An 18,897-nucleotide genomic window follows, 5' to 3' on the forward strand; every position below is an offset into this window, starting at 1 on the left:
GTTAAATCCAGCAACCCAAACAATACCTATTATTTGGGTTGCTTATTCATCTCAGATATCTCCCGCGTAATATTGCAGAACCAACATAGGCTATGAGGGAATAATGCCACGTTTCACACTACCCAATAATGTTACTTTAATCCTGCTAGGCTTTGTCTCTGGCTTACCTCTAGCACTCACTGCGGGAACATTACAAGCTTGGCTAACCGTTGAAAATATTGACATCAAAACCATCGGTTTCTTTTCCTTAGTTGGTCAAGCTTATGTATTAAAATTCCTCTGGTCTCCGATGATGGATCGCTACACTCCTCCTTTTTTAGGGCGTCGTCGCGGTTGGTTACTGACCACTCAAATATTATTAATTATCAGCATTGCGGGGATGAGCTTCATGAATCCCTCTGAACATTTATGGTGGCTCGCGGCATTAGCGGTCACTGTCGCCTTTTGTTCTGCTTCTCAAGATATTGTTTTTGATGCATATAAAACTGATTTACTCAGTGCAGAAGAACGCGGAATCGGGGCAGCAACCTCAGTCATGGGCTATAGAATCAGTATGTTGGTTTCTGGGGGATTAGCGCTTTGGTTAGCGGATAAATTCCTCACTTGGCAACAACTGTATTTAGTCATGGCAAGTTTAATGCTGATTGGCGTATTCGCGACTCTTTTTGCCAAAGAACCAAAAGATAATATTGCTCCCCCAGCCTCATTAAAGGACGCTATCTACGCCCCTCTCGCTGAATTTTTCAGTCGTAACAATGCTTGGCTCGTTTTGCTGCTACTTATTTTTTATAAAATGGGCGATGCTTTTGTCATGGCTCTGAATACTAATTTTTTGCTTAATGCACTTGGCTTCAGTCTCAGTGAAGTGGGAACAGTGAATAAAACCGTTGGAATGGCAGCCACAATTATTGGTGCGCTATTTGGTGGTTATTTAATGAAAAATATGAGCTTATTTAGAGCTCTACTCGTTTTTGGCATATTACAAGGCGGCTCCAATATTGGATACTGGTTCCTTGCTGTTACTCCGCCGAATATCATTAGCATGGGTTCCATTATTTTCCTTGAGAATATCTTCTCTGGAATGGGTACAGCTGCATTTGTCGCGTTACTCATGACCTTATGTAATAAATCATTATCTGCAACACAATTTGCTCTGCTTTCTGCTTTATCTGCGGTAGGCCGAGTCTATATTGGCCCTGTCGCCAGTATTTTTGTCAGCACCTACGGCTGGCCAATGTTCTATCTGATATCCATCGGCGTGGCTGTTCCCGGCGTTTTATTATTACTCGCCTGCCGCACATCTTTGGTTTACACCCAAACCACAGGGTTATTTCAGCGCCGTGAACTATTTGCTAATGGCTACAAAATCGCTGTTTATGCCTTAATCGTGGCAACATCGATTCTATCCGCTTGGTTAATCAGTTTACTTATCACATCATTTGCAAGCGTGAAAGTTTACCTATTTACTTCCCATCTTTCGCTGTGGCTATCCCTACCTCAATATCAAAATATTATATTTAACATAGGGATAGGTATTGGTGCTATTAGTCTGATTGTCGGTGGAACCCTTGACTACCTCGCCGTACGCAAAGCAACGAAACATAAGCCAGCATAATATTTTAGGTTATTTTTCAAACCATTCAAAAATTTACTCCCCCCAAATTAAACAGATTAATTTGGGGAATCCTTTCTATTAATACAAATTAGATCTCCCTAGCAAATATCGCTTAAAGATCAAGAAAATCGTGAACAAGATCACTCATTTACTGAAAGATATTTTTTAATTGCAAATCTAAAGCCTAATATATCACACGTTTGAGGATGGTTAGTTGACAAGCTAAAAATTTGCGTAGCAACTAATTTTTATTAATGTATAAACGAAAATAATATATCATGAAAAAAAATCTACTCTGCGCTGCTGCTTTAGCATCTTTGGCGTCTTTAGCAGGAACTGCAAGTGCTGAAAATACTGAAAATTTTCTTGGATACCAAAATGGTTTTGCTGACATCAATGTGAACTATTTGGATTGGTCCCGCCATACTGAGAACAAATCTAAAAATACGACTCATAAAGAAGATTTTGCTTACTTTGAATTAGAAGGTGGCGCTAATTTCAATTGGGGAGAGTTATATGGATTCTTCGATGTGGAAAATCCGTTCAATAAACAACATGAAGACCCAGGCAAAAACCAACGTTACACGCTAAAAACAACCGCTAGAGTTTATTTAGCAGATACTGGATTCAACCTGTATGGTCACGTTTATGGAACTTGGTCACTACCCGGTGATAAACATGGCGGCAACTTCCATGAAGTTAACACGCTGTATGGGGTAGGCTACAACACGTCAATTGGTAACTTATGGTTTAAACCATTCGTTGCATTACATTATGTCGATCAAACCTATTATTCTGGTAACAACGGTTATGTTGTTGGCTGGGTTGCAGGTTATAACTTTAAAATGTTCCAAGAAGATTTCATGGTTACCAACTGGCATGAAATGGAATTCGCGCGCCATAAACGCTATGGAAATGGCGGTCGTGACGGTGTGAATGGTGCTTTAGCATTCTGGTGGAATGCAACACCACATTTATCAGCAGGTCTTCAATACCGTTATGCTGACAATAAATTAGGTGATGATTTCTATCAAGATGGACTCATTTACACATTAAAGTATAACTTTTAGTGACTAAAGGATTTTTGTATATTTTTTTAATATATTTCCTTTAATTTCAAAAAAATAGCAATTCTCTGTCTCTTTTTTGCCGATAAAGCAATCAAATTTGCTTTATCGGTAACAAATTTAGTACATTCCCTTACGGCATTTCTTAACAATCGAATCAGTTTCGTCATTTTTTTGTCAATTTTGTCTATATTTTTCTTTGAAAAATTACCAAGATAATTTAGTATTCATACTGTTTTATCAATATATACCTATAACCAGTAGCAATTTTAACCTTTTAGATATAAAAGCTTTACATGTGATCATATTAACATAAAGAGCTAACATTTCCGTTTCTTTACCTTACAATCATTTACACTCGCATAACCTTACCGTAAAATGCCCGCACTGATGAAACGACAATTAGAATCTTGTCATTTGGGGTCGTGGATGAGACATATGAACTACAAAAAAAGCATTGGAGCAATCTCACTCGTTGTAGCAGCCTTATTATTAGGCGGTTGCGATATGGTGTTGATGGATCCGAAAGGCGCCGTCGGCGTTAAACAAAAAGAGCTGATTCTTATCGCAATCGGCTTAATGCTCCTTGTTGTTATTCCGGTTATTTTTATGGCATTTATCTTTGCCGTAAAATATCGTGAATCCAATAAGTCAGCTACCTACCGTCCTAACTGGGCCCACTCAAATAAAATTGAGTTAGTCTGCTGGACTGTTCCTATCATTATCATCATCATTCTGGGTGCTATCACTTGGAAAACAACTCATGAGCTGGACCCGTATCAGCCATTAGTCAGTGATCAGGAACCAATTACCATTCAAGTTATTTCAGCTGACTGGAAGTGGATCTTTATCTACCCAGAGCAAGGTATTGCTACAGTCAACGAAATCGCATTCCCTACTGGTGTTCCTGTAAACTTCAAAATTACGTCTGATTCGGTAATGAACTCATTCTTCATTCCATCTTTAGGTGGCCAAATCTACGCAATGGCGGGTATGCAGACTAAACTTCACTTAATCGCGAACGAACCGGGTACCTACAAAGGCTTCTCTGCAAGCTATAGTGGTAAAGGTTTCTCTGATATGAAGTTCAATGCTATCGCAACACCTGATCGCCAAGGCTTTGATGAATGGGTTCAAAAGGTAAAAGCGTCTCCTAAAACTATGGATACGATGCAGGCATTTGACGAAGTTGCTAAACCTAGCATCGACGTTCCTGTTACCTATTTTTCTAGCGTGAAACCTAAACTGTATGAAGACATCATTCTGAAGTTTGGTCATGAACACCATAAAGGTCACGCTCCTGTAGATACAAACAATGAAGCAAATCATTCTATGCATATGGGCAACAATGCTCAGGCACAAGAATCTACAGGTCATACAATGCAAATGAGCCATAATGCTCATGCAGGCGCTGAGGAATAAGGGCATGTTTGGAAAATTAACACTGGATGCAGTTCCACTCCATGAACCGATTATCGTGGTTACACTGATTGCTATTGTCCTCGGTGGACTTGGCTTAGTCGGTGCAATTTCGTATTTCGGTAAGTGGAAATGGTTGTGGAAAGAGTGGTTAACCTCAGTTGACCACAAAAAAATTGGTGTCATGTACATCATTGTTGCAATGGTCATGTTGTTCCGTGGCTTTGCCGATGCCATCATGATGCGTGGTCAGCAAGTACTGGCTTCTGCGGGTCAAGAAGGTTTCTTAAACCCTCATCACTACGACCAAATCTTTACCGCTCACGGCGTTATCATGATTTTCTTCATGGCAACCCCATTTGTGGTTGGTTTAATGAACCTCGTCGTTCCACTGCAAATTGGTGCGCGCGATGTTGCTTTCCCATTCCTAAACTCATTGAGCTTCTGGTTCTTTGTCGTCGGTGTTGTACTTATCAACATCTCTTTAGGGATAGGTGAATTCGCTCAAACAGGTTGGTTAGCATATCCGCCACTGTCAGGCTTGGAGTACAACCCTGGGGTCGGGGTCGATTACTGGCTTTGGAGTCTCCAGATATCCGGTATCGGTACACTCTTAACAGGGGTTAACTTCATTGCGACTATTATCCGTATGCGTGCACCGGGTATGTCGATGATGAAAATGCCTGTATTTAGCTGGACAGCGCTTTGTACGAACGTTCTGATTGTTGCTGCATTCCCAATCTTGACTGTAACACTCACCCTGCTGACTTTAGACCGTTATTTAGGCACCCATTTCTTCACGAATGATATGGGTGGCAACATGATGATGTACATCAACCTAATTTGGGCTTGGGGTCATCCAGAAGTTTATATCCTGATACTTCCAGTATTTGGTGTCTTCTCGGAAGTTGCAGCGACGTTCTCCAAAAAACGTCTGTTCGGTTATACCTCATTGGTATGGGCGACCATCGCGATTACCGTGATGTCATTCGTTGTTTGGTTACACCACTTCTTCACAATGGGTTCTGGTGCAAACGTCAACGCCTTCTTTGGTATCGCCACAATGATTATCTCTATTCCAACTGGGGTTAAGATTTTCAACTGGCTGTTCACTATGTACCAAGGTCGTATCGAACTTAAATCACCAATGCTATGGACTATCGGCTTTATCATCACCTTCTCTGTTGGTGGTATGACGGGTGTTCTATTAGCAGTTCCAGGTGCTAACTTCGTTCTGCATAACAGCCTATTCCTGATTGCTCACTTCCATAACGTCATTATCGGTGGTGTGGTATTCGGTTGCTTCGCAGGTATGACTTACTGGTTCCCGAAAGCTTATGGCTTTACGCTGAATGAGAAATGGGGTGTCCGTGCCTTCTGGTTCTGGATTACTGGTTTCTTCTTAGCATTCATGCCGTTATATATTCTGGGCTTTATGGGTATGACCCGTCGCTTGAGCCAGAATATTGACCCTGCTTACCACGGAATGCTGGTTGCAGCTGCATGTGGTGCAGGTCTGATTGCACTGGGTATCGCTTGCCAAGTTATCCAAATTATTGTGAGTATCCGTGACCGTCATGAAAACCGCGATTTAACCGGTGACCCATGGGGTGGACGTACTCTTGAGTGGGCAACATCTTCTCCGGCTCCATTCTACAACTTCGCTATTGAACCACAGGTTCAAACTCGCGATGCTTGGTGGGATATGAAAGAGAAAGGTATCGCTCACAAGAAACCAACTTCATATGAAGAAATTCATATGCCAAAAAATACAGGCGCAGGCGTGATTATCGCTGGATTTAGCTTGATTCTTGGTTTCGCAATGATCTGGCACATCTGGTGGCTGGCAATTGTAGGTTTCGGTGGAATGATCGTAACTTGGATTGTTAAAAGCTTCGACGAAGATGTTGATTACTACGTACCTGTGGCTGAAATCGAACAAATCGAGAATAAGCACTTTGAAGAATTGCGTAAGGCAGGTGTGAACGATGTCAACTAATACAGTGACTAATCAAAACTTAGCCCATGCAGAACATGGGCACCATGATGCAGGCGGAACCAAAGTATTCGGTTTCTGGCTCTACATAATGAGCGACTTGATTCTGTTTGCATGTTTATTTGCCACTTATGTTGTTTTGGCTGATGGAACCGCTGGCGGCCCTGAAGGTAAAGATATCTTCAGTCTGAAATTCGTATTAGGCGAAACCTTCTTACTGTTAGTCAGTAGTATTACCTACGGCTTCGCGATGATAGCGATGCATAAAGGAAAAATCGCATACGTTAATGTATGGTTGTTTGCGACTTTCCTATTAGGTCTTGGCTTCGTTATTATGGAAGTGTATGAGTTCCATGAACTCATCGCTGAAGGTTTCGGTCCGGATCGCAGTGGCTTCTTATCTGGCTTCTTTGCTTTAGTTGCAACACACGGTCTACACGTTTCTGCAGGTCTGGTTTGGATCATCATTATGATGATTCAAATTTCTCGCCGCGGTCTAACCGAGGTGAACAAAACACGTCTGAACTGCCTGAGCTTATTCTGGCACTTCTTAGATGTGGTTTGGATCTGCGTATTTACCGTCGTTTATCTGCTGGGGGCGATTTAAATGAGTCATGAAAGAGATGCTCACACTGGAGCAAGCCACGGTAGCGTAAAAACATACCTGATTGGCTTTATTCTGTCAGTTATCCTGACGGTAATTCCTTTCTGGATGGTGATGAATGGAACGGCTTCACAAGGCGTTATTCTGGCGACGGTTGTTGGAATGGCTGTCGTGCAAATCCTTGTACACTTAGTCTGTTTCTTACACATGAATACATCATCAGATGAGCGCTGGAACCTCGTAGCATTCTTGTTCACTATGCTAATCGTCGGTATCGTTGTTATTGGCTCTCTGTGGATTATGTACAACCTGAACATCAATATGATGCTCGACTAAAGAGTTGCCGATATGTTTAAGCAATACCTGCAAGTGACCAAACCAGGAATTATTTTCGGAAATCTGATTTCTGTGATCGGCGGTTTTCTGCTGGCCTCTAAAGGGTCGATTGATTACCCGCTGTTTATTGCGACTTTGCTGGGTGTATCATTGGTCGTTGCCTCTGGTTGTGTTTTTAACAACTACATCGACCGTGATATTGACCGTATCATGGAAAGAACCAAGAATCGCCCTTTAGTCAAAGGGCTGATTGACCCGAAAGTTAGCCTGATTTACGCAACTGTATTGGGTATTGCTGGTATGGTGCTGCTACTCGTAGCGGCCAATGCACTGGCAATGCTCCTTGCACTCATTGGCTTCATTGTTTATGTAGGCTTATATAGCCTATATATGAAGCGTAAATCAGTTTATGGCACATTGATTGGCAGTCTATCAGGCGCAGCACCACCGGTTATCGGCTACTGCGCTGTCACAAACGAATTTGACGCTGGAGCATTGATCCTGCTGTTGATTTTCAGTTTGTGGCAGATGCCGCACTCTTATGCCATCGCTATTTTCCGTTTCAAGGATTACAAAGCCGCAAACATTCCTGTTTTACCGGTAATCAAAGGTATCTCTGTCGCTAAGACACATATCTTCTTGTATATCCTTGCATTTATGGTTGCGACTTTAATGCTCGCTATCAGCGGATACACGGGTTATAAATATCTGATTGTTGGGGCAGCCGTCAGCTTATGGTGGCTCGGCATGGCAATTTCCGGTTTCAAAACTGAAAATGATGACCGCGTATGGGCTCGTAAACTGTTTATCTTCTCCATTGTAGCGATCACGTCGCTCAGTGTGATGATGTCAGTTGATCCAACGGTTTCAAGTGATACTGTTATAGCATTAGTCAGATAATTTATCGCATTATTGACGATGAATGCCTTCAACGGCGGGGAGTGAAAACTTCCCGCCGTTTTTATTTTATTCTCGAATATTTTTGTGATGATTTTTATGGTTAAATAGCCGCCTGCTATCAATAAATCAATATTGTCATATAGCAAAATAATTTAACTTATTGATTTAAATTTGAATTAACACCCATACAGCTACAGCCCGAAATAAAAAGAATAATTTAAGCTCATTAAGATTTAATACTCTAAATAGTTTGGGTTGTAGCAAGGCGGCAAGTGAAGCTAATCCCTAGGAACGTAGATAACTACGTGACTAGGGTTAGTGAGCGTAGCCAACACCGCTACAGCTCAAAATATAACGAGTATTTTTATGAATGATAATAAAATGACCCACCTAGAACTCCGTGCCACTTGGGGATTGGGGTCGGTATTCTCCCTACGCATGCTCGGCATGTTTATGGTTCTACCTATACTCACCAGCTATGGAATGCACTTGCAAGGCGCTAGCGAATTTCTCGTTGGTGTCGCTATTGGCATTTATGGTTTAAGCCAAGCACTTTTCCAAATTCCTTTTGGATTGATGTCTGACAAAATTGGACGTAAGCCACTTATTATCTTTGGATTGCTCATCTTTATTATTGGTAGCGTCGTCGCGGCTCTAAGTGATTCAATTTGGGGAATTATTATTGGACGTGCAATCCAAGGTGCTGGCGCAATTTCTGCGGCTGTAATGGCGTTATTATCCGATCAAACCCGTGAACAAAATCGGACTAAAGCCATGGCTTTTTTAGGCATAAGTTTCGGTATCACTTTCGCTATCGCACTAGTATTAGGCCCTATTATTACCCATGCCGTTGGCCTAAGTGGTCTATTTTGGGGGATTACCCTACTCGCTGTTGGGGCTATTTTGGTTACCCTATTTGTCGTACCCAATAATACTCACCACGTCATGAACCGTGAATCGGCTTTTGTAAAAAGTAACTTAAGGGCGGTACTGCTCAATCCTCAATTACTCAAACTCAATATTGGGATTTTAAGCTTACATACCTTACTCATGTCGAGCTTTGTTGCTCTGCCCCTGATTATGATCAATGCGGGTTATCTAGCCCAAGATCACTGGAAAGCGTACTTAGTCACCATGCTGGTGGCCTTTGTTTGTGTACTCCCCTTCATTATTTATGCTGAAAAGCAGCGTAAAATGAAGCAGGTATTTCTGTTCTGTATTTTATTACTCGCTATCGCTGAAATCGTACTTTGGCGTTCAGGTAATAACCTGTGGATCATATTCTTAGGCATTCAAATCTTCTTTATTGCTTTTAATGTTATGGAAGCCATTTTGCCTTCACTCATCAGTAAAGAAGCCCCCGCAAGTTATAAAGGAACCGCAATGGGAGTCTACTCCACCAGCCAATTCCTTGGGGTCGCTATTGGTGGTATTTTAGGGGGATGGTTGTATAAATTTGAAGGCGCCAATACGGTATTCATTGGGGGACTCATTCTGTGTGCAGTGTGGCTCCTGATTAGCTTAACCATGAAACAACCGCCTTACGTCAGTAGCATCCGTATTGTTTTGCCTCATCGATTTAAAAATGTCGATAAACTTCAGCAAGAACTTGCTGGATTAGATGGTGTGTTAGATGTAGTGATTATTGCTGATGAAATGAGTATCTATATTAAGATGGATAAAAAAATCATTACGCGAGAGCAGCTTGAAGCCATCGTTCGGCGCTAGAAAGACATTAGCCCGCAGCGACGCGGGCTAAATTCAAATAACCGCGAGGGTAATTGATTAATCGCGGAAGTTATTGAACTGGAATGGCTGACCTAAATTACCACCACGCACTAACGCCATGACCGACTGCAAATCATCACGAGCTTTGCCTGTAACACGAACTTGCTCACCTTGAATTTGAGCCTGAACTTTCAGCTTACTGTCTTTGATTAATTTAACAATTTTCTTTGCAATCGCAGCATCAATACCTTGCTTTAAGGTCACTTCAACACTGTAAGTCTTACCACTGTGAACAATCTCTTCAGGCACATTCAAAACCGCCCCTTCGATGCCCCGCTTCGCCATTTTTTCCCGTAAAATATCTACTAATTGTAGAACTTGGAAATCTGACTCACTGGTAATTTTGATAGATTCATTTTTATCGTTCAGTTCAAAACTGGCTGCAACATTTTTAAAATCCCACCGGGTGGTCAGTTCGCGCTGAGCATTTTCGACCGCGTTGCGGACTTCACTCATTTCAACTTCAGATACAATATCAAATGATGGCATGTTAAAGCTCTCCTATAATCAATCGGCTTATAATAGCCTATTTGCTCCTGACACTCCAAATTGTCAGAGCCTGACACGATATAACGCCGCGAATTATTTCGAATATCATCATAAAACCGCTATGATAATAGGGAAGAATGAAAATCTACGTCTCTCAGATAGCCGGGAAAAAATATGAAAATAACCCTAATTGGTTGTGGCGCAATTGGCAAGTTATGGCTTGCTGCGCTCACCTCACAGGGACATGATACCCAAGGTTGGTTACGAGTCGCTCAGCCAGACCTATTTGTGGACGTCAATGAACCTGATGGAAGCACATTTCGAGAGTTAATTCCCTGTAATAATATCCACCACCTTCACGCCAGTGAACTCGTGATTGTTTGCTTGAAAGCATGGCAAGTCTCGGATGCCCTGCTCCCGCTACTTGCAACGATCCCTGAAAATTGCCCTATTTTATTATTGCACAACGGATTAGGCACACTTGAAGAACTCGGAGTGCTACGTCATCCTTTTTTATGTGGAATCACAACCCATGCCGCTTGGCAGAATAACAATCAAGTTTTCCACGTTGCCAATGGCGTCACTCATATTGGAGCAGCCAACTCCCAAGCAGAAGCGTATTCCTCGATTGCCGATATCCTTCACGAAGCCTTACCCGATGTCGCATGGCATAATAAAATTTTAAGCACTAGCTGGAAAAAACTGGCAGTAAATTGTGTCATTAATCCCCTGACCATTGAACATCAATGCCCCAATGGTCAACTCATCAATTATCCAAAACAAATTACTAAGCTGATTGATGAATGCTGCCAAGTAATGACCGCCGAAGGGCTGCATATTGATAAGGCTGAACTGACCGAATACATCTACAGTATTATTCACAATACCGCCGATAATTATTCTTCCATGCTACAAGATGATCGAAATAACCGGCGCACTGAAATTGATTACATTACCGGGTATTTAATCAAACAAGCCCGAGCCCATGGTCTGCATACCCCCGAAAATGACCGTCTATATCATTTAGTTAAAAATAGAGAGCAACAACATGACAGCTTCCGTTCTGATCTGCATCGCCAATGGTAGCGAAGAGATCGAAACCGTCACTACTGCTGACTTACTGATTCGAGCTGGTATCCAAGTGACATTGGCCAGTGTCACAGAAAACGGTTCGTTAGACATTACCGGTTCTAGAGGAATAAAACTCATCGCAGACACACCGCTAATCCATGTTGCGGATGAACCGTTCGATGCAATTGTGTTACCGGGAGGATTAGCTGGAGCTGAAACTTTTCGCGATAGCCCTCTTGTCGTAGAAAAAGTGAGGCGCATGCACTTGGATGGAAAAATTGTTGCGGCAATTTGTGCTGCCCCAGCCCTGGTTTTGGAATACCATCAGCTATTCCCGTTAGGAAATATGACCGGTTTCCCAACGATGCAAGATAAAATCCCGAGCCATAAGTGGGTGGATAGACGCGTTTATTTTGATGAACGAGTTAACTTGCTGACCAGCCAAGGCCCTGCAACCGCCTTTGATTTCGCATTAAAACTGATTGAATTATTAGAAGGGCGAGCCGTTGCCGCGAACGTCGCAGCACAATTAGTGCTGCCACCGGGCATTAATGATTACTTAGAAGACTAAAAAATTGAAAGAAAAAAGCGAGCTATTGCAACTCGCTTTTTTATCAAAAATTATTTTTCACTAAACATTATGGGCGATAAACTTTAATATTATCAAAACCTTGTTCTTTCAAATACAGCGCTTGTAAGCGACTCATCACACCACGATCACAATACAACAAATAGGTTTTTTCTTTCGGTAAATCACCAAACTGAGTACCTAATTTGTAGAATGGAATATGTTTAATTTCAATGCCATCTACTTTCAATGGTTTATCTTCAAACTCATCGATAGAACGAATATCTAAAATCACTTCATTTTCCGCAGATAACTCACTAACCATCTCAACTTCAGCAACTTGCTCGCGGCTCTCTTCCGCAATCTGGCGGATATCGATATTTTTCGCCTGCTCAATCACAGAATCTAAGATATTGAAGTCAAAATTAGCTTCTTCCGCTTCAATGCGCGCTTTCACGGCTTTCACGGTTGGGCTCTTCGAAATAACACCGCAATATTCCGGCATTGTTTTTGCGAAATCTTCCGTACCAATTTGGCGCGCCAGCTTAATGATGTGCTCTTTATCATGGGAAATTAGCGGACGTAATATTAAGGTATCGGATGCATTATCAATTAACCGTAGGTTAGTCAGAGTTTGACTAGAGACCTGACCAAGGGCTTCACCTGTGACTATCGCCTGTACACCATAACGCTCGGCCACTCTAGAGGCTGCTCGTACCATCATACGTTTTAAGACAACACCCATCTGTCCGTCATCGATTTTTTCTAAGATCTCTGCGACGACAGGTTCAAAGTTAACCGCAATAAAGCGTACTTTATGGGAGCTACCAAAACGATTCCATAAATAGTAAGCGATTTGTTTAACGCCAATTTCATGCGCCGCTCCGCCTAAATTAAAAAAGCAGTAATGCACACGGCAACCACGACGCATTAACATATAGCTAGAAACACCGGAATCAAATCCACCAGAAATCAGCGATAAAACATCTTCTTGAGTCCCAATTGGGAAACCGCCGATCCCTTCGATACGTCGTTTAACGAGGATCAGATTTTCATCTTCAATCTCTAAATGAACAGTGGTATCAGGGTCTTTTAGCTTGACCTTTGCTGAAGCAATATGTTGGTTTAAACCGCCGCCAATATAGCGCTCAGCGTCAATAGATGAAAATTCATGTTTACCACGACGTTTCACCCTTACACAGAATGTTTTGTTTTCTAATGACGCACCATAAGATTCCAACGTCATTTCAAAAATATGGTGTAAACTAGTAAAAGGTTTTTCTTCCACTTCTAGAATATGGTGAATACCTGGAATACGGCTAAGCATGTCACAGATTTCGTCGTGCTTCGAATCCCCTTTAACACGCACTTCAATGTTATCCCAATTACGGACAACCGAGACTTCTTCGCCAAGACTTTTTAAGACATTGCGGATACTGCTAGTCAAAATTTTAATAAAACGGATTCTAACTGTTTGGCTTTTGATCGTGATTTCAGGGAATAACTTAATAATAAACTTCATAATAGCTGCATGTTCTTGGTTAGAGGGGAAAACGGACGTTGTTTAAAAGTGACACACGTACACTTTACCAATTGTCAATAAAGAGGCGTATTATAGCACTATCTTGCGTACTGAATCTAAAAACACCAATAATAAATTGTAACCACGGCGAGACTAAGTTAGTCTGCTCCATAATTAAAACTCCCCCTTTTAAGTGATTTAACATTAGTGATTAACGATTATGGCTAAAGAAAAATCCCAGCAAGTTCCAACTGTTAGTTTTGAAAACTCCCTCACAGAGCTTGAGCAGATCGTCGCTCGCCTTGAGTCTGGAGAGCTCCCTTTGGAAGACGCATTAAATGAATTTGAACGCGGCGTCCAAATTGCTAAGCAAGGTCAAAAAGTCCTCCAGCAAGCAGAACAGCGTGTGCAAATTTTGCTGAGCGATGATGAAAACAAAGCCCTTGACGATTTTTCACCTGATACAGAATAAATTATGTCCGAACAACACCAAGATGCCTTCGCGCATCAGCAACGCCAAGCCCATGATAGAGTTAATCAGTATTTATTAAACTCATTAGAGACGTTACCTTTTGCCGATCTTCCCCTTGCTCAGGCGATGAAATATGGCACGCTTCTGGGTGGAAAACGCCTACGTCCGTTCTTAACCTACGCAGTTGGCGAAATGCTTGGCGTTAGCCAAGATAACCTAGATGCACCTGCGGCAGCCGTCGAATGTATCCATGCTTATTCATTAATTCATGACGATTTACCTGCTATGGATGACGATGATTTACGCCGAGGGCAACCCACTTGCCATATTAAATTTGGTGAAGGCAACGCTGTTTTAGCGGGAGATGCATTACAGACGTTTGCATTCCAGCTACTGTCCAGCGCTGCGATGCCAGAGGTTTCAGATAAAGATCGCATTGCAATGATTTCTGAACTCGCCTATGCCAGCGGTTTAGCCGGCATGTGTGGTGGGCAAGCATTAGATCTCGACGCTGAAGGAAAACGTGTAGATCTTGCCGCTCTTGAGCGTATTCATCAGCATAAAACAGGCGCACTTATCCGTGCCGCGATCCGCTTAGGCGCTTACGCAGCAGGAGAAAAAGGACGTCAATCCATCGCTATTTTAGATCAATATGCCAATGCTATTGGGCTTGCCTTCCAAGTCCAAGACGATATTCTAGACGTCATCGGCGACAGTGAAATTACGGGCAAGCGCCAAGGTGCGGATGAACAGCATGAAAAGAGCACTTATCCGTCGTTACTCGGCCTTGAAGCCGCTCAAGAGAAGGCTAAAGAGCTATATCAAGATGCGATCACCGCGTTAGAATTATTACAATCTCAAGGTTACAATACTGAATTACTCAGAGCATTAGCCAATTTCATTATTGAACGTAAAAGCTAACAATATGCTTTGCCTTTTGGTATGCATAAGACCGATAATTATAACATCATTACCCGAGCCACTTTGACGTATTGCGATGAATGAAAAATAATACCGACTCAGCAATAACGGGAAGTAGACAGGGAATACCCTAATTAATTTAAGTAGTGAGCACCTAATGAGTATAGATACCGCTAAATATCCAACGCTGGCACTTGCAGAGACGCCTGATGAATTGCGCCTACTGCCAAAGGAAAGCTTGCCAAAGCTTTGTGATGAACTCAGACAATTTTTACTGAATAGCGTTAGTCGCTCTAGCGGCCACTTTGCATCAGGGCTGGGCACTGTAGAGCTTACCGTCGCCCTACACTATGTCTACAAAACTCCATTTGATAACTTAGTATGGGATGTTGGTCACCAAGCTTACCCACATAAAATTCTGACAGGACGCCGTGACAGAATTGATACCATCCGCCAAAAGAATGGGTTGCATCCATTCCCATGGCGTGCAGAAAGTGAATATGACATTTTAAGCGTTGGTCACTCCTCAACCTCCATTAGTGCGGGTTTAGGCATGGCGATTGCTGCTGAAAAAGAAGATAAAAATCGTAAAACCGTTTGTGTGATTGGCGATGGTGCAATCACAGCTGGAATGGCTTTCGAAGCCATGAATCATGCAGGGGATGCCGCACCGGATATGTTGGTGATCCTCAACGATAATGAAATGTCGATTTCCGAAAATGTCGGTGCGTTAAATAACCATCTGGCACATTTACTCTCAGGCAAACTGTATACAACTCTGCGTGAAGGTGGCAAAAAAGTATTTTCAAATATCCCACCTATCAAAGAATTACTGAAAAAAACTGAAGAACATATCAAAGGCATGGTCGTTCCCGGCACCATGTTTGAAGAGCTCGGTTTTAACTATATCGGACCTGTTGATGGGCATGATGTGGTCGCACTGATCCAAACCCTGAAAAATATGCGTGACCTAAAAGGTCCTCAATTCCTGCATATTATGACCAAAAAAGGTCGCGGTTATGAGCCAGCAGAAAAAGACCCAATCAGCTGGCACGCTGTACCTAAATTTGATCCAGCCACATTCACATTGCCAAAAAGCAAAGATACCAGACCGACATTCTCTAAAATTTTCGGTGACTGGCTATGTGAAGAAGCTAAAAATGATGACAAGTTAATGGCTGTCACACCGGCAATGCGCGAAGGTTCAGGTATGGTGCGCTTCTCTAAAGAGTATCCAAACCAATATTTTGACGTGGCCATCGCAGAGCAACATGCCGTGACATTTGCTGCTGGCTTAGCGATTGGTGGCTATAACCCAGTTGTCGCAATTTACTCCACATTCTTACAGCGTGGCTACGACCAAGTTATCCACGATGTAGCAATCCAAAAGTTACCGGTTATGTTTGCTATTGACCGTGCCGGTATTGTCGGTGCTGACGGTCAAACTCACCAAGGCTCATTTGATATTTCATTCTTACGCTGTATCCCAACCATGGTGATCATGGCACCGAGTGATGAAAATGAATGTCGCCAAATGCTGCATACCGGATATCACTATCAGGAAGGTCCTACCGCTGTACGTTATCCGCGTGGCGCGGGTGTAGGCGCTGAACTTATGCCACTTTCACCATTAGAAATTGGTAAAGGAATTGTACGCCGTCAAGGTGAGAAAGTTGCAATTTTAAGTTTTGGTACACTACTAAGCAATGCCTTAGAAGCCGCTGAACAGCTCAATGCAACCGTCGTCGATATGCGCTTTGTAAAACCATTAGATGAAGCCTTAATTCTCGACATGGCAAACAGCCACGATATGCTGGTGACCCTTGAAGAGAATGCCATTATGGGCGGCGCGGGTAGTGGCGTGAATGAATTCTTAATGCGTGAGAAAAAAGTCCTCCCCATTCTCAACCTTGGTTTACCAGACTTCTTTATTCCACAGGGAACTCAAGAAGAATTATTGGCTGACCTTGGCTTGGATGCGGCTGGCATTGTGAAATCAATTACTGACTATCAGCAAAAATAATTCACTGTTTTATATATGAAAAAAGACCGCCTAGGCGGTCTTTTTTTTACATATCACTCTATTAAACTAGAATGGCATGACCTGATAGTGAACCAGTAACCAAATGGTGACATAAGCAAAAATTGCTGCAATGATGTCATCGATCATGATGCCAAAACCGCCACCAACTCGGCGATCAAAAATACGGATCGGCCACGGCTTCCACATATCGTAGATACGGAAGATCACAAACCCTGCAAGTACCCACTGTACACTGACAACAGGGATCGCCATCAACGTGATCCACATTCCGATAAACTCATCCCAAACGATACTGCCATGATCGTGGATCCGCATATCATGGGAGGTGCGCTCGCAGATCCAGCATCCAAACCAGAAACCCACCACAATAATCACCCAGCAACTCCAAACGGGTAATTTATCCATTAGCAGCCAGAAAGGGATCGCGGCTAAAGAACCCATAGTACCAGGAATAATTGGCGATAAACCACTGCCAAAACCCGTCGCCAATAAGTGCCACGGATTACGCATATTCAATCGTTTTTTTGCTTCTGCTTTTTCTTGAGCACTTGCCATTAGGCACCTTCTTGTACAAAGTGGTCAAAACCTTTTAGATCCACATCTACAGCTTGGTTATGACAAAAGTAGCGGATCCCTTCCGATTGCGGTTTAATTTGACCAATACAGGTAAAACCAGCGCCGGTATGGGCTAATGCCATTTCTAAAGCGCCGCGATTCATTTCAGGAACAGTAAAGCATAATTCATAATCTTCACCACCACTTAATGACCAAATTCTAGCCTGTTCAACGGAACAATTTTGCTTTAATGCTTCTGATTGAGGCAGCGCATCCAGATTGATCCTCGCCCCACAACCACTGGCTTTTAAGATATGGTTAAGGTCAGAAACTAAGCCATCAGAAATATCAATGGCCGATGAGGCTAAATTACGTAGCGCTTGCCCCTGTAATATCCGTGGCTGCGGACGTAAATGACGCCCAATTAACCACTGTGCATGTTCCGTACTTTCCGGATGTAGTTTATCTTGAAGTATAGCAAACCCAGCAGCACTGTCGCCGAGAGTTCCAGTCACATAAATCCAGTCACCATTTTTCGCACCCGAGCGCGATAGCGCTTTTCCTATTGGAATCAAACCATGAACGGTATAGGTTAAGCTCATTGGTCCACGAGTGGTATCGCCACCAATTAACTGCATTCCATAGTAATTAAGCTGCTCAAATAAAGTGTCACTGAAAGCCTGTAACCAGTCCATATCAACTGTTGGCAATGTAATTGCCAAAGATACCCATGCAGGATCAGCACCCATTGCAGCAAGATCACTTAAATTAGAGGCTAAGGATTTATAGGCGAGATCAGCAGGAGAAATGTCGGGTAGGAAATGAATACCAGAAACTAAAGTGTCCGTACTCACAGCAAGTTGCTGCTTTTCAGGGATGGTCATCAACGCACAGTCATCACCAATACCGATATTTACATCACGTCGGTTTACTGTTTGACGATTAAAAAAACGCGCGATGAGGTCAAATTCGCCATAAGACATGGTAGATTTTCCGTTTTCGCTATGCCGGATTCTCAATAAACTGAAAATACAGACATAAGTACTAGAGTAGACTGGACCCCAGCCTACCCATCACATCTAAAGTATTACAGGAGGGAACCTGATTATATTATTTTTTACGACGAACTACAGGTGCTGCTTTATCTAACACACCGTTGACAAACTTATGGCTATCTTCAGCTCCAAATACTTTTGCTAATTCAATACCTTCATTGATTGCAACTTTAAACGGAACATCTTGTCTATAGCTTAGTTCATACATTGATACACGTAAAATCGCTTTTTCAACTTGACCTAATTCTTCCAACTGACGAGAAAGATACGGTGACATAAGTTGATCCAGCTTGGTTGCGTTACTCGCAATACCCGAGATCAGTTCACGGAAATAGTTAACGTCGACGTCAGACATGTCCTGTTCGGCTAAAAACTCATATTCCACTTCAGCAATAGGATTGCCGGATAATTGCCATGAATAGATGGCCTGTACAGCACACTCACGAGCGCGGCGACGAGCAGCAGGTTTCACAAG

18 protein-coding genes are annotated in these 18,897 nt (G+C 42.5%); 13 read left to right on the plus strand and 5 right to left on the minus strand.

Annotated features, from left to right (window positions below; translation table 11 throughout):
- Nucleotides 1–103: 103 nt before the first annotated feature.
- The 8 genes from ampG to PR761_RS07760 all read left to right on the plus strand — a co-directional run bounded on the left by ampG (nt 104) and on the right by PR761_RS07760 (nt 9,665).
- Entirely contained in the window at nt 104–1,615 is a 1,512-nt protein-coding gene (gene ampG / locus PR761_RS07725; RefSeq protein WP_006815760.1) for a muropeptide MFS transporter AmpG, read from the plus strand.
- Nucleotides 1,616–1,893: 278 nt separating this feature from the next.
- Nucleotides 1,894–2,685, plus strand: coding sequence for a nucleoside-specific channel-forming Tsx family protein (locus PR761_RS07730; protein WP_006815761.1), 792 nt, complete (start codon nt 1,894–1,896; stop codon nt 2,683–2,685).
- 426 nt (nt 2,686–3,111) lie between these two features.
- The gene (gene cyoA, locus PR761_RS07735; RefSeq protein ID WP_039855602.1) at nt 3,112–4,104 is read left to right on the plus strand and encodes a cytochrome o ubiquinol oxidase subunit II; all 993 of its coding nucleotides are present in this window, start codon (nt 3,112–3,114) and stop codon (nt 4,102–4,104) included.
- A 4-nt stretch (nt 4,105–4,108) separates the two neighbouring features.
- On the plus strand, nt 4,109–6,100 hold the full coding sequence (gene cyoB / locus PR761_RS07740; protein WP_039855605.1) for a cytochrome o ubiquinol oxidase subunit I: 1,992 nt from the start codon (nt 4,109–4,111) through the stop codon (nt 6,098–6,100).
- Nucleotides 6,090–6,704 (plus strand): cytochrome o ubiquinol oxidase subunit III, encoded by a 615-nt coding sequence (locus PR761_RS07745; RefSeq protein ID WP_006815765.1) that lies wholly within the window; start codon nt 6,090–6,092, stop codon nt 6,702–6,704. The genes cyoB and PR761_RS07745 overlap by 11 nt, the downstream gene beginning before the upstream one ends.
- Entirely contained in the window at nt 6,705–7,037 is a 333-nt protein-coding gene (locus PR761_RS07750) for a cytochrome o ubiquinol oxidase subunit IV (protein ID WP_006815766.1), read from the plus strand. It abuts the gene before it with no gap.
- A gap of 12 nt (nt 7,038–7,049) precedes the next feature.
- Nucleotides 7,050–7,937 (plus strand): heme o synthase, encoded by an 888-nt coding sequence (gene cyoE / locus PR761_RS07755; protein ID WP_006815767.1) that lies wholly within the window; start codon nt 7,050–7,052, stop codon nt 7,935–7,937.
- Nucleotides 7,938–8,303: 366 nt separating this feature from the next.
- Nucleotides 8,304–9,665, plus strand: coding sequence for an MFS transporter (locus PR761_RS07760; RefSeq protein WP_039855607.1), 1,362 nt, complete (start codon nt 8,304–8,306; stop codon nt 9,663–9,665).
- Nucleotides 9,666–9,722: 57 nt separating this feature from the next.
- On the opposite strand, the gene PR761_RS07765 is transcribed toward PR761_RS07760, so the two are convergent.
- A complete protein-coding gene (locus PR761_RS07765) occupies nt 9,723–10,214 on the minus strand; it encodes a YajQ family cyclic di-GMP-binding protein (protein WP_115163995.1) in 492 nt (163 codons plus the stop codon).
- 174 nt (nt 10,215–10,388) lie between these two features.
- Between PR761_RS07765 and panE the strand changes: the two genes are divergently transcribed.
- Together panE and yajL are read left to right on the plus strand one after the other, a co-directional pair.
- Nucleotides 10,389–11,300, plus strand: coding sequence for a 2-dehydropantoate 2-reductase (panE, locus tag PR761_RS07770; protein ID WP_112836203.1), 912 nt, complete (start codon nt 10,389–10,391; stop codon nt 11,298–11,300).
- Nucleotides 11,263–11,856 carry a protein deglycase YajL gene (gene yajL, locus PR761_RS07775; RefSeq protein ID WP_006815772.1) on the plus strand — a complete coding sequence of 198 codons (594 nt, stop codon included), beginning with the start codon at nt 11,263–11,265 and terminating at the stop codon, nt 11,854–11,856. Before panE ends, yajL begins: the two co-directional genes overlap by 38 nt.
- A 67-nt stretch (nt 11,857–11,923) precedes the next feature.
- Here yajL and thiI read toward each other — a convergent pair whose 3' ends face one another.
- Nucleotides 11,924–13,375, minus strand: coding sequence for a tRNA uracil 4-sulfurtransferase ThiI (gene thiI, locus PR761_RS07780; RefSeq protein WP_006815773.1), 1,452 nt, complete (start codon nt 13,373–13,375; stop codon nt 11,924–11,926).
- Between the two features lie 220 nt (nt 13,376–13,595).
- On the opposite strand from thiI, the gene xseB reads away from it, so the two are divergent.
- The 3 genes from xseB to dxs all read left to right on the plus strand — a co-directional run bounded on the left by xseB (nt 13,596) and on the right by dxs (nt 16,791).
- Nucleotides 13,596–13,847, plus strand: a complete 252-nt coding sequence (gene xseB / locus PR761_RS07785; RefSeq protein ID WP_006815774.1) for an exodeoxyribonuclease VII small subunit — start codon at nt 13,596–13,598, stop codon at nt 13,845–13,847.
- A 3-nt stretch (nt 13,848–13,850) separates the two neighbouring features.
- A complete protein-coding gene (gene ispA, locus PR761_RS07790; protein ID WP_006815775.1) occupies nt 13,851–14,768 on the plus strand; it encodes a (2E,6E)-farnesyl diphosphate synthase in 918 nt (305 codons plus the stop codon).
- A 157-nt stretch (nt 14,769–14,925) separates the two neighbouring features.
- Entirely contained in the window at nt 14,926–16,791 is a 1,866-nt protein-coding gene (gene dxs, locus PR761_RS07795) for a 1-deoxy-D-xylulose-5-phosphate synthase (RefSeq protein WP_006815776.1), read from the plus strand.
- Between the two features lie 66 nt (nt 16,792–16,857).
- Here the strand turns inward: dxs and pgpA are convergent, their stop codons facing one another.
- From pgpA to nusB, 3 genes are all read right to left on the minus strand, one after another.
- Complete coding sequence (pgpA, locus tag PR761_RS07800; protein ID WP_006815777.1) at nt 16,858–17,367, minus strand: phosphatidylglycerophosphatase A; 510 nt, start codon at nt 17,365–17,367, stop codon at nt 16,858–16,860.
- A complete protein-coding gene (thiL, locus tag PR761_RS07805; protein WP_006815778.1) occupies nt 17,367–18,350 on the minus strand; it encodes a thiamine-phosphate kinase in 984 nt (327 codons plus the stop codon). Before thiL ends, pgpA begins: the two co-directional genes overlap by 1 nt.
- A gap of 127 nt (nt 18,351–18,477) precedes the next feature.
- Nucleotides 18,478–18,894: a transcription antitermination factor NusB gene (nusB, locus tag PR761_RS07810; protein ID WP_006815779.1), complete on the minus strand. Its 417-nt coding sequence runs from the start codon at nt 18,892–18,894 to the stop codon at nt 18,478–18,480.
- Nucleotides 18,895–18,897: the final 3 nt, after the last annotated feature.

Source organism: Providencia sp. PROV210, assembly GCF_028479445.1.
In the GTDB taxonomy this organism is placed as follows: domain Bacteria; phylum Pseudomonadota; class Gammaproteobacteria; order Enterobacterales; family Enterobacteriaceae; genus Providencia; species Providencia rustigianii.